Annotated in this window: 2 protein-coding genes (1 of these 2 running past the window's edge); both read right to left on the bottom strand. The window is 66.6% G+C overall.

Translation table 11 applies throughout. The features are described 5' to 3' along the window. Window positions 1–8,184, bottom strand: a complete 8,184-nt coding sequence (locus AB0876_RS11380) for an amino acid adenylation domain-containing protein (RefSeq protein WP_526042018.1) — start codon at window positions 8,182–8,184, stop codon at window positions 1–3. Next, window positions 8,181–13,819, bottom strand: partial view of a non-ribosomal peptide synthase/polyketide synthase gene (locus AB0876_RS11385; protein WP_526042019.1) — the final stretch only. It continues 18,829 nt past the right edge of the window; the window shows 5,639 of its 24,468 coding nt (coding positions 18,830–24,468); the start codon falls outside the window, past its right edge; its stop codon occupies window positions 8,181–8,183. The genes AB0876_RS11380 and AB0876_RS11385 overlap by 4 nt, the downstream gene beginning before the upstream one ends.

Genomic DNA, 13,819 nt, shown 5'->3' on the forward strand with positions numbered 1-13,819 from the left:
TCATTGAGCGGGGGCGTTTTCCAGGTGCTGAGCCAAGCCCCGCACCGACGGGGCGCCGAACAGTGTGAGCACGGTCAACTCGACATCGAGGGCCGCGTTGATCGCCGCGACGGCACGCATCGCGGAAATCGAATCGCCGCCAGAAGCGAAGAACGACTCCTCCACCCCGATGCGGTCCGCCCCCAGCACCTCGGCGTAGATGCTGGCCACGATCTGCTCGACCAAAGTGGCCGGCGGGCAGTAGGCACCACCGGTCTCGTCAGCCCCCGATGCCGGCAGCGGAACGGTCTCTGGCTGAGCCGAGACCGCCTTGCCGGCCCAGCCGTGCAGCCGCCGTTGCCCGGAGCCTTTCACGAAGTCCAACGACGACAAGCGGCGCCCGGGATGGGCGGTCATCTCCACCAACACCTTCTTGAACCGCTCCATCAACGCGTCGATGGATTCCGCGTCGAACACATCGGTGTCGTACTGGACGCGCAGTTCCAGCTCCCGGCCCGGACCGGCCTGCACCGAGATCGGGTAGTGGTAATAGTCGCGGCTACTGAAACCGGTGATGGCCAGCCCGTCCCCACCGGGTTGCGTCCCGGCGTCGGTCGGATAGTTCTCATAGACGAAGACCGTGTCGAACAGCCTGTCCTGGCCGGTGATGCGGTGGATGTCGCTGAGCGCCACATGCTGATGCTCGAGTGTGTCGTTGTGTGCACTCTGCAGTTGATCCAGCAGATCGCCGGTAGTGGTGTCCGGTGTGAAGGTGGCCCGCACCGGCACCGTGTTGATCAGCAGACCCACCATCGAATCCGCACCATCGACCTCGGCGGGCCGGCCCGAGACGACGGTGCCGAATGCCACGTCGGACTGGCCGGTCAGTGAACTCAGCAGCATTGCCCAGGCACCCTGCAGCACCACGTTGACCGTGGTGTGATGCGAACGCGCCAGCTTGGTGAGCGCCCGGGTGGTCTTCGCCGGCACCCGGTAGGAGTCGACGCGACGCTCCCCGAACCGCAACTTCTGCGGCGGCCCAACGAGAATCGGGGTGTCGAACCCGGCCAGCACCTCACGCCACGCGGCGTGCGCGGCCGGGCGATCGCGTTCGGCCAGCCACGTCATGAACCTGCGGTACGGCGAGGCCGCGGGCAACCGCAGCCCGTGGTAGCCGGCGAAGATCTCCTGCATCAGAATCGGCATCGACCAGCCGTCCAACACGATGTGGTGATTGGTCAGGACGAAGCGGTGGCGGTCGCCCGCGATGCGGATGAGCGCGGCCCGGAAGGCGGGTTGGTTCCCGAGGTCGCACACCGCTGCACGCTCGGCCGCAAGGATCTCCTCGATCTCTGCGGCGATGCCAATGCCGTTGGCGTCCAACTCGATATACCGCCAGGGTGCCACGGGTTCAGCGGGAATTGCCTGCACGGGCTGCCCGAACTGTGGGCAGAAGCGGGCCGCCAGATGCGGATGCCGGGCGACCACGGTCTGCACGGCATCGTGGAGCTGGTTCACGTCGAGCGGGCCGCTCAGTGCGAGATCCAGCTGCACCGCATACACATCATCTCCGGAGCTGCTGGCCACTCCGGCGTGATACAGGAGTCCTTCCTGCAATGGCGTCAGTGGCAGCACATCGGAAATGGGGGATTCTGCGTGCAGCGCGTCGATCTGCTGCTGGCTCAGTCGAACCGGGGCGATGTCGGACGGAGCCAACCCGCCCCCACCCCGCCTGACATGGGCGCAGATACCCGCCAGGGCGTCGAACCACAGGCGGCTGATCCGCGTGACAGCGGTGTGATCGAGTGCCGACGGCGCAAATGTCCAGGTGGCGTTCAGATGCGGGCCGGTGTCGGTGTCGATCGTGACGGCGTTGAGCTCGACGGAGTGCGCCAGCGCAATGGGGATCGCCCCGGCTGCGCCGGTCATCGACAAGCCGTCCTGGCTGAACCGCCACACATCCCCCGAGGCGAAAGCAGCCGGGGAGCCCAACCGTCCGAGGTAGTTGAACCCGATCACGGGATCGGATCCCGCCAGGTCCACGTCGGGGTTGAGATACCGCAGCAGACCATAGGTCAACCCATCGGGCAGCGCTCGAAGCTGCTCCTTGGCCTCCTTGATCACCGCACCGAGCGCGGCATCACCGGCCACCACCTGTGTCCACCGCAGCCCGCCTCCGCGGGCTCCGAAGCTCAACGACACCGGGTACTTGGTGGTGAACCATCCGACCGTGCGCGAGAGGTCGACATCGCGATCGTCGGCGCCGCCCAACCCCGCCAATTCCTCTTGGCGCCCATGACCTTCCACGTCGATGGCGACCGGCGCGCCGCCGGTTCCCAGGTACTGCGTCCAGGCGAGGGCAAAGGCGATCAACAGGATTTCCTGCACGCCGGCGTGAAATGCCGCAGGAACCTCGCCGAGGAGCATGCGCGTGGTCTCGACGTCCAGAAACTCCGTGAGGTACCCGGCGGTGGCGAACGTGTCTTCCGCCGGTCGGGGTGCCGGCAACGCGGCCGGGACGGACGTCACCTGCCGCCACGTGTCCACGTGGCCGACGATCTCGGGATGGTGTGCGTGCTCGGCAAGCAGGTTGGCCCATCCGGTGAACGACGTTCCGGCGGGCGGCAACAGCACCGGCTGCCCGCCACGATGCTGAGTCCAGGCGATGTTGAGATCCTCCAGCACAATTCGCCAGGACACCCCGTCGATGGCCAGATGGTGGACGACCAGTGCCAGTTGGCCCGTGGTCGAACTCCACAACGCGCTCAACATCGCTCCGGCAGCAGGATTCAACCGCGACCGGGCCGCCGCCAGCGCGTCTTCCGTCAGCACGTCCACGGTGCGCAGGTAGTCGCGGGCATCCACCCCGTCCGCCTGCGGCACCGTGAGAGACCAGCCGCCCGATCCGTCGTCTCCCGCCCGCAATCGGAGCATGCCGTGCCGATCGAGCAAGGCCTGCAACAGGACTACGACGTCGTCCTCGGCGGCGCCGGTCGGGGCCTGCAGCACCACAGTCTGATTGAACTCGTCGACCGGACCGTCGGGAGTTTCCAGGCCCTTCAGCCACCGCATGATCGGGGTCGGTACCACCGGTCCGAGTCCCTCGTCGATCTCGCCGCTCGCGCCGCCGGCCATCCTGACCACCCGCGCCAACCGGGCCACGGTCTGCTGGACGAAGATGTCGCGCGGACGACCGGTCAAACCGGCACCGTGCGCCCGCCAGATCACCTGCATGGCCGAAATGCTGTCGCCACCAAGGTCGAAGAACGACTCGTCGACTCCGACCTGCTCCAGTCCGAGGACTTGCGCGAAGATGCCGGCCAGGATTTCCTCTAGTTCAGTGGCCGGGGCGCGGTAGTGATCGACGTCTTGATACTCGGGCGCCGGCAGGGCGCGGGTGTCGAGCTTGCCATTGACCGTCAAGGGCAACGCCTCGACGGCGACGATGGCGGTGGGCACCATGTAGGGCGGCAGCGTCTCCCCCAACGTGGCGCGCAGTTCCGCGGGGTCGCCGTCCCCGGTGATGTAACCGACCAGGCGCTTGTCGCCGGGACGGTCTTCCCGGGCGATCACCACCGCCTGCTCGACACCGTCCAAAGCCATCAGCGCCGACTGGATCTCACCCAGCTCGATCCGGTAGCCACGGATCTTGACCTGCTCATCGGCACGGCCCAAGTACTGCAGTTCTCCGTCAGCACGCCAACACACCAGATCGCCGGTGCGGTACATCCGCTGTCCCGGCGCTCCGAACGGGCACGCCACGAACCTCAACGAGCTCAACCCGGCCCGGCCCACATATCCGGCGCCCAAACCGGCACCGGCCACATACAGCTCCCCCACCACGCCGACCGGTACCGGCTGCAACGAGCGATCGAGTACGAAGAACGCAAGATGGTCCAGCGGCACACCGATCGGGCTGACACTGCCTTCGACATCGGCGGCGGTGATCTCACGGAAGGAGGCGTGCACCGTTGTCTCGGTGATGCCGTACATGTTGATCAACCGCGGTAACACCGGATGGTCCTGCAACCACTCACCCAGCCGCGCAGGCTCCAGTGCCTCACCACCGAACACCACCAACTCGAGATGGAGTTCAGACTCCAGCGCGACGGAAAGCTCATCCGCGGTCTGCAATGCATAGAACGCCGACGGCGTCTGGCTCAACACGTTGACGCGTTCATCGACCAGCAACGCATGGAACTCTTCAGGCGACCGCGCCACCGAATCGGACACCACCACCAACCGCCCGCCGTGCAACAGGGCGCCAAAGATCTCCCAGACCGAGAAGTCGAAAGCCAGCGAATGACTTTGTGACCACACCAGATCGGCCGACAGCTTCAGATCGGTATCCAGCGCCTCCAGCAGCCGGATCACATTGCGGTGCGGGATCGCGACACCCTTCGGCACGCCGGTGGTGCCCGAGGTGTAGATCAGATAGGCGACGTCGTCAGGTGCGGGTCCGCCGTGTGGGGCACTACTAGGCCGGGAGGCGGTCGGAGCCTGGTCGACGGCAATCACCGTCAACTCATGCGCGCTCAGTCGGCGGGCCAGATCGGTGGTGGTGACCACGGCAACCGGCGCGGAATCGGCGAGGACGAACTCCAACCGCGAGTCGGGCACCGCCGGATCGATGGGCACATACGCCGCACCGGTCTTGAGTACCGCGAAAATCGCGACGATCGACTCGATCGACCGGGTGAACAGTAACGCCACCCGATGCCCCGGACCCACCCCGTGCTCGACCAGCAGGTGCGCCAACCGATTTGCCGCCTGATCGAGGTCCTCGTAGGTGATCCCGCTTCCTTCGAAACTGACGGCCACCGCGCCAGGGTCGCGGGCCACCTGCGCCTCGAAGAGTGCCGGAATCGACACCGGTGCGGGTGCCGGACGGGTCAGCGTCGCCCGGTTGCCCACCTCGTCCAGTCGCTTCTGCTCATCGGCATCGAGCACATCGATCGCGGACAAGCGGCGGGTCTGGTCGGCGGCCATCGCCTCGAGCACCCGCTGCAACCGATCGACCAACGCTTCGATGCTGTCGCCGTCGAACAGGTCGGTGCGGAACTCGACGGTCCCGGAAATGCCTGCAGCCTCGCCGGTTTCGGTCCACCGCTCGGCCAACGAAAAAGATAGGTCCATGCGGGCGGTGTGGGTGTCCAGCGGTAGCTGAGTGACCTGCAGGTCCCCCAGCGCCACCGCGGAATCGCCGGTCGCTCCGGGAACGTTCTGCCAGGCCAGCATCACCTGCACCAGCGGGTGATGGGCCAGGGACCGGGACGGATTGAGCCGCTCGACGAGCACCTCGAAGGGCACATCTTGGTGCTCGAATGCACCGAGACTGCGCGCCCGTACCTGCGCCAGGATCTCGGCAACGCTGGGATCTCCTGTCAGGTCCACGCGCAACACCAAAGTGTTGACGAAGAACCCGATCAGCTCATCGAGGGCGGGGTCGCGGCGTCCGGCGATCGGGAATCCCACCGCCACATCCGAACTCGAGCTGAGTTTCGAGAGCAGCACCGCCAGGGCGGCCTGCATGACCATGAACTTGGTCGCGTTGTGATCACGGGCTAGGCGGGCTACCTGCTGCTGCAGAGCGGCCGGCCACTCCACATCGACCCGGTCCCCGTTCTGGTCGGCGACCAAGGGATAGGGCCGGTCGGTCGGCAACGCCAAGCGCTCGGGCATCCCGGCCAGGTTGTCCGCCCAGAATCCCAACTGCTCGGAGATACGGCTGCCGCTGTCCTCCAGATCGCCGAGCTCCGCGCGCTGCCACAGGGTGTAATCCGCGTACTGGACCGCCAAGGGCTGCCAGCCGGGAGCCTGCCCAGCACACCGTCCGGCGTAGGCGACTCCCAGATCCGCCACCAGCGGAGTGATCGACCAACCGTCGGCGGCGATGTGGTGCACCACGGCCACCAGCACGTGCTCGTCGTCTGCCGTCCGAAACACCTTTGCCCGCAGGGGGATCTCGTTGGCGAGGTCGAAGCTGTGCCGCGCCGCCTGCTCGATCCCCTCCTGCAACCGGTCGGGTGCCCAGTCGACGGCATCGATGACTTCCCAACCGAATTCGGTCTGCTCGGCGGGAACGATCAGCTGTTGAGGCGTGCCGTCTACCGTCGGGAACAACGTGCGCAGGCTCTCGTGGCGCTGTAACACGTCGGCGAATGCCGCACCGAGGGCATCGACATCGAGCGGACCGGTGAGGCGCAGCCCGGCCGCCAGGTTGTAAACCGGTGACGGCCCGTTCAATTGGTCGATGAACCACAGTCGGCTTTGCGCGAAGGACAACGGCATCACCGTCGGCCGCTCGCCGGCCACCAAGGGCTGTTGTCGACCTTCGTCACCACCGATGCGAGGCGTCAACTGGGCGACCGTGGGAGCGTCGAAGATGACACGCTCTTCCAGTCCGGCGTCCAGGGTCCGATTGAGCGCAGCGACCAACCGCATGGCTTGCAGCGAATCGCCACCGAGATCGAAGAACGAGTCGTCAATGCCGACGCGGTCCAACCCGAGGACCTGAGCATAGATGCCGGCCACGATCTCCTCGGTGGGCGTGGTCGGAGCGCGGTAATCGTCGATGTGCTGGAATTCGGGTGCAGGCAACGCCTTTTTGTCGAGCTTGCCGTTGACGGTCAGCGGGAACGCGTCCAAGGTAACCACGGCCGTCGGCACCATGTAGGGCGGCAGCGTCTCGGCCAGATCCGCCCGTGCCACGGACGGATCGACCGTCCCGATCAGGTAACCGACCAGCCGCTTGTCGCCGGGACGGTCCTCCCGGGCGATCACCACCGCCTGCTCGACACCGTCCAACGCCAGCAACGCGGCCTGGATCTCACCGAGCTCGATCCGGTAGCCACGAATCTTGACCTGCTCATCGGCACGACCCAGATACTGCAGCTGCCCATCTGTGCCCCAGCGCACCAGATCCCCGGTGCGATACATCCGCATACCCGGTGCACCCTCGCTACCGAAGGGACAGGCCACAAATCGTGTCGAGCTCAACGGAGCCCGGCCCACATAGCCATAACCCAAACCCGCACCGGCCACGTACAACTCGCCCACCACACCGGCAGCCACCGGACGCAACCGGCCGTCGAGCACGAAAAACGCGAGATCAGCCAACGGTCCACCGATGGGTGACACCGCATCTCCCACATCGGCCGCGGTGATCTCACGGAACGAGGCATGCACCGTCGTCTCGGTGATCCCGTACATGTTGATCAACCGGGGCGATCCCGGATGCACAGCCAACCACGGCCCGAGCCGGGAAGGATCCAGCGCCTCTCCGCCGAACACCACCACCTCGAGGGCCAGCCAGTTCTCCAGCCGGTCCGTGTCCACCGCGGCCAACGCATAGAACGCCGACGGAGTCTGACTCAACACACTGACCCGCTCAGCGACCAACAGGGTATGGAACTCCTCGGCCGAACGGGTCACCGATTCGGGCACCACGACGAGCCGCGCACCATGCAGCAGCGCACCGAAGATCTCCCACACCGAGAAGTCGAACGCCAACGAATGGCACTGCGTCCACACCTGACCCGGCGACAACGCCACATCACGATCGATCGCATCCAACAACCGCGTCACGTTCCGGTGCGGAATCGCCACACCCTTGGGCACACCCGTAGTGCCCGAGGTGTAGATCAGATAGGCGACATCATCGGCGGCCGGTTCGATCAGTGGCGCGGTGCCCGGCCGGCTGATCACCTCGGGATCATCGACGTCGATCACCGTCAACCCGCGCCCACTCAGCCGATCCATCAGATCGGCGGTGCTGACCACTGCTACCGGCGCTGAATCAGCGAGGACGAATTCTATGCGGGCATCCGGTACCGACGGATCGATCGGCACATATGCCGCACCGGTCTTGAGCACACCCAGGATCGCCACGATCGCCTCAACCGACCGCGGAAACAGCAGCGCAACCCGCTGCCCCGGACCGACACCGCGCTCGACAAGCAAGTGCGCCAACCGATTCGCAGCCTGATCCAGGTCCCCGTACGTGATGTGGCGGCCGGCGCAGCTGACGGCAACCGCAGCCGGATCACGCCCCACCTGCGCGGCGAACAACACCGGAATCGCCGCTGACGACTTCGGCGCCGCCCCGTTCAAGGCTGCGCGATTACCCCACTCGTCCAGTTCCTCAAGATCATCGTCGTCGTCCAGATCCATCGACAACAATCGCCGGTTGGCGTCTGCACTCACGATTGTTGTTCCTCCCCGGTCATGGCCTCCAGCACCCGCTGGAAACGCCCGACGATCTTGTTGACGCGTTTGGCGGTGAACACGTCCGTGTCGAACTCGACACGGAGAACCAGCTCCGTCCCCGGCATCGCTTGCAGGGTCAGCGGATAGTGGTTGTACTCACGGCCGTTGACCTCCGTGATGGCCAATCCGTCGGCCATCGATGCCGCCACGTTCTCCACCGGATAGTTCTGGTACACGAACAGGGTGTCGAACAGTTGATCGTGGCCGATGGCACGGTGGATCTCGCTGAGTGCCAGATGCTGGTGGTCGAGGGTGTCGCCGTGCCGTCGTTGCAGTTCGTCGAGCAGGCCGGCGATGGTGGTGTCCGGCGTGATGGTGGCCCGCACCGGCACCGTGTTGATGAGCAGGCCGACCATCGAATCCGCGCCGGCCACTTCTGCCGATCGACCCGAGACCGCAACGCCGAACGCCACATCCTGCTGACCGGTGAGCCACATGAGCACCTGCGCCCAGGCGGCTTGCAGCACGGTGTTGGCGGTGGTGTGTTGCGAGCGGGCGAGCTCGTTGACGGCCCGGGTGGTTTCGGCGGGCAGCCGGAACGTCTCGGTGGCTCGCCGCCCCGGCCGGGTCCGGTTCGGCGCGACCAGTGTCGGTGTCGCGAAACCAGCTAGAACCTCACGCCACGCGGCATGGGCAGCATCGACATCCCGCTCGGCCATCCACGTCACAAATCGGCGATACGACCCGGGAGCCGGCAGGCGTTGTCCGTAGTAGCCCGCGAATATCTCCTGCAGCAGGATCGGCAGTGACCAGCCGTCGAGCACGATGTGGTGATACGTCATGACGAACCGGTGCTCGCCGTCGGCGGTCCGGATCAGCGCCGCGCGGAAGGCCGAGTGGTGGGCCAGATCGCAGACCGCGGCACGCTCGCCGGCGCACAGCTGCTGCACATCTGTGTCCGTGGCCATTTCGAGGTACCGCCAGGGCACATCGGGATCCGCCGGAATGATCTGCACGGGTTCGTCGAATCGCTTGTCGAAGCGGGCCGCGAGGTTCGGGTGGCGCCCGACCACCGCACGCACTGCCTCGCGCAGCCGGTCGGGGTCCAGCGGGCCGGTGACCGTGACATCGAGCTGCATGGCGTAGACATCGTCTTCGTCATTACCGCGGGTTGCGTTGGCCTGGAACAGGAGTCCCCGCTGCAGCGGTGTCAAGGGCAGAACGTCGGCAAGGTCGTGGTCCTGGCTCAGCTCATCGATCTGAGACTGGGTGAGATCCGCCGGAACGACGTCAGACGGGGTCAGACCGCCGCCACCCCCACGGACGTGTGCACAGATACCGGTGAGGGCGTCGAACCAGAGTTGGCTGAGCCGGCCGACCTGCGCCTCGTCCAGAGCCGACGGGGCCCACGTCCACGAGGCGTAAAGACTTGGACCGTCCTCGGTTTCGGCCGTGCTCGCGTTCAGTTCGACGGTATGCCCGAGTGGCATCGGAATCGCCGCGGCAGTCGTGGCGGCCGCCGCTCCGTCGACGCTGACCTGCCACAGCCCGGTCATATCCGCGTGCTGCGCCGCGCCCGATCCGCCCAACCTACCGAGGTAGTTGAATCCGACCGCAGGGTCGGAACCGGACAGATCGATGTCTGGGTTGAGGTAGCGCAGCAGTCCGTATGTCATTCCCTCGGGCAGCGAACGCAGTTGTTCCTTGGCGTCTTTGACCACGCGGCCGAGTGCCGGATCACCGGCCTTCACGTCAGACCAGCTCAGGCCCGTCTGGCGCGGTCCGACGTCCGTCGCGACGTTGAGCACCACCGGGTACTTGGTGGTGAACCAGCCTACGGTGCGGGACAGGTCGACGACACGATCGGAAAGCCCACCCAGCTCTGCCAATTCCTCGTGACGGCCGTGGCCCTCGACATCGATGGCCACCGGCAGGGTAACTCCCAGGAACTGCGTCAAGGCCAACCCGTAGGCGATCAGCAGGATGTCCTGCACCCCGGCATGGAACGCTGCGGGGACTTCGCCGAGCAGTGCCCGCGTCGTCTCGACATCCAGCGACGCGGTGAGGTGACCGGCGGTGGCATACGTGTCCCGCTCGGGTTGCACCGCAGGCAGCACGGATGGAGTCGCCAACGCTCGGCGCCAATCGTCGGCGTGAGCCTCCACCGAGACGGAGCGGGCGTGCTCGTCGAGCAGTGCGGCCCACTGCGCGAAGGACGTACCCGTCACCGGCAATTCCACCGACTGGCCCTGGCAGTGCTGGGCCCAGGCGATGTTGAGGTCTTCCAACAGGATCCGCCACGAGACCGCGTCGACGGCCAGGTGGTGAATGGTCAACACCAACTGCTGGGTGGATGTCACCCACAGCGCGCTCATCATGGTCCCTGCGGCCGGGTCGAGTCGCGACCGGGCTGCCGCCAACGCCTCATCCGAGAGCACGTCGACCGACTCCAGATGTGCTCGCGCCGAACCCTTCTCGGGGACCAGCAATGACCAGTTCCCGGCGTGGTCGTACTCGGCACGCAGCCGCAGCATGGCATGCCGGTCCAGCAGAGCACTCAAGACCAACTCGGCGTCGGACTCGGAGGCTCCCGGCGGGGCCTGGACCACCACCGTCTGGTTGAACTCGCCGGTCGGGCCCCCGGCCCGCTCCACCTGTTCCAGCCAGCGCATGATCGGGGTCGCCGCCACCGGCCCGATCCCCTCGTCGACCGGACCGTCGTCATCGCTCGTCACGCCAACCACTTGTGCCAGTCGGGCGACTGTCTGCTCGACGAAAATGTCACGCGGACGGCACATCACGCCGCACGCCCGGGCCTGGGCGACCACCTGCATGGACAGGATGCTGTCTCCGCCCAGATCGAAGAATGATTCGTCGACCCCGACCCGCTCGAGGCCGAGAACCTGGGCGTAGATGCCGGTGAGGATCTCCTCGACGTGGGTGGAGGGTGCGCGGTACCGATCGGTGTCCTGGTACTCCGGTGGCGGCAGCGCGCGGGTGTCGAGTTTGCCGTTGACCGTCAACGGCAGCGCCTCCAGCACCACGATCGCGGTCGGGACCATGTATGGGGGCAGTCGGTCGGCCAACGCCTTTCGCATCGCGCCCGGATCCACTGTCCCGGTTGTCTCTTCGGTGACATAGCCGACCAGGCGCTTGATGCCCGGATGGTCCTCGCGGGCGATCACCACCGCCTGCCCCACGCCGTCCAACCCACCCAAAGTGGCCTGCACTTCGCCGAGCTCGATGCGGTATCCACGGATCTTGACCTGGTCATCGGCGCGACCCAGGTACTGCAGCTGTCCGTCGGCACGCCAGCTGACGAGATCCCCGGTGCGGTACATCCGCGTCGCGGGTTCCCCCGGCTCGCCGAACGGGCAGGCAACGAACCGGGCTGCGGTCAAGGCCGACCGGCCGAGGTAGCCGCACGCCACGCCGTCGCCGGCCACGTACAGCTCGCCGACCACTCCGGGCGCCACCGGGCACAGCCACTCGTCCAACACGAACAGCGCAGACGTAGCGACGGGCGCACCGATGGGTGCGGCGCCCGAGTTCGGCCCCAGGGGCGCGCTCATCGACGCGTACACCGTGATCTCGGTGGGTCCGTAGGCGTTGATCACTACCCGCCCGGGGGCCCAGCGATCAACCACCTCACCGGGGCAGGCCTCACCACCGAGCAGCAACGCGACCGATTCCAGGCCCTGCGGTGACAGCGCCCCGGCGGCCGACGGTGTCTGGGTGAGCACGTTGACCTGCTCGCGGACCAGCAGGGCATGGAAATCGTCCGGTGAGCTCACCACCGACTCGGGCACGACCACAAGGCGCGCACCACCCAGCAGAGCCGCCCAGATCTCCCACACGGAGAAGTCGAAGGCGTACGAATGGCACTGCGTCCACACCTGATTCGCCGGGAGGTCCTCAGGTGTGGACCGGGCCAGGTGCGTCAGATTGTCGTGGGTGACCGCCACGCCCTTGGGCAGACCGGTGGTTCCCGAGGTGTAGATCAGGTAGGCGATGCCTTCGGGCGCTGGGTCGGGCAGTGGTGTAGCCGGTTGGTCGGCCAAGGCCGGATCGTGAATGTCGATGATCTGCAGGCGATGTCCGGCCAACAGATCAGCCAATGCGGCGGTGGTGACCGCGACGACAGGTGCGGCATCGGCCAACATGAACTCGATCCGGGTCGCGGGCAGCGCCGGGTCGATCGCCAGGTACGCCGCTCCGGTCTTCAGCGTCGCCAGCATCGCGACGATCGCCTCCGCGGAGCGGTCCAGTAGCAGGGCCACGCAGGTTCCGGGACCGGCGCCGTACCCGATCATCTGTTGGGCCAACCGGTTAGCGGCCTCGTCGAGTCCGCAGTAGGTCAGCGAATGCCCGTCGGAGGTCACCGCGACGGCCTCCGGAGCCCGAGCGACCTGGGCGGCGAACAGCTCGGGAACCGATACCGGTGTGCGGGTGGACCGGGCGAGTGCGGCCCGGTTGCCGATCACGTCGAGGTGGGCGTGTTCAACAGCGTCGAGTAGGTCGAGCGAGGACAGATGCCGGTCGGTGTCGGCGGTCATCGCGACCAGCACCTGCTCGAATCGTTTGACCAGTGTTTCGATGCTCGCCGCGTCGAACACGTCGGTGCGGAACTCCACCGTGCCGCCGATCCCGGCGGGTGCCCCGTCCGCGGTGCGGCGTTCGGCCAGCGAGAAGCTCAGATCCATTCGCGCCGTGTGGGTGTCCGTCGGCATCTGGCTGACCTCAAGATCGCCGAGCGCGAGCCCGGAGCCTGATGCGTTCGTGGCCTGTCCGGGGACGTTCTGCCACGCCAGCGCCACCTGAATCAATGGGTGATGGGTCAGGGAGCGGGTCGGATTGAGCCGATCGACGAGCACCTCGAACGGCACATCCTGATGCTCGTAGGCGGCCAGGCTGCGCGCCCGCACCTGGGCGAGCAAGTCAGCCACGGTGGGGTCACCGGCCAGGTCGGCCCGCAGCACCAGGGTGTTGACGAAGAAGCCGATCAGCTCATCAAGCGCAGGATCCCGGCGTCCGGCGATGGGGAAACCCACTGCCACATCGGAACTTCCGCTGAGTTTGGAGAGCACGGTCAGTAGCGCCGTCTGCAGCACCATGAAGCTGGTCGCGTTGTGCTCCCGCGCCACCCGGGCCACCTGCTGCTGCAGGTCGGCGGACCAGTCAAGGTCGATCGTGGCGCCGCGCTGATCGGCGGCCGGTGGGTAGGGGCGGTCGGTGGGCAGATCCACCCGTTCGGGCATGCCGGCCAGGGCATCCTGCCAGTACGCCAGCTGCGAGGCGATCCGGCTCTGACTGTCGCCCAGGTCGCCGAACTGCGCGCGTTGCCACAACGTGTAATCGACGTACTGGACTGCCAGATCAGCCCAGCCGGGCGTCCGTCCAGAGCTTCGGCCCGCATAGGCCACCCCCAGGTCAGCCACCAGCGGAGTGACCGACCAACCGTCGGCAGCGATGTGGTGCACCACTGCCGCCAGTACGTGTTCGTCGTCGGCAAGGCGGAAGAGTCGCGCCCGCAACGGTATTTCGGCGGACAGGTCGAACGTGTGACCCGCGGCGTCGCCGATGGCCTGCTGCAACCGCTCCGTGGTCCAACCGGTGGCATCAACGACATCCC

The sequence above is a fragment of the Mycobacterium sp. NPDC049093 genome (assembly GCF_040704635.1).
Taxonomy (GTDB): Bacteria; Actinomycetota; Actinomycetes; order Mycobacteriales; family Mycobacteriaceae; genus Mycobacterium.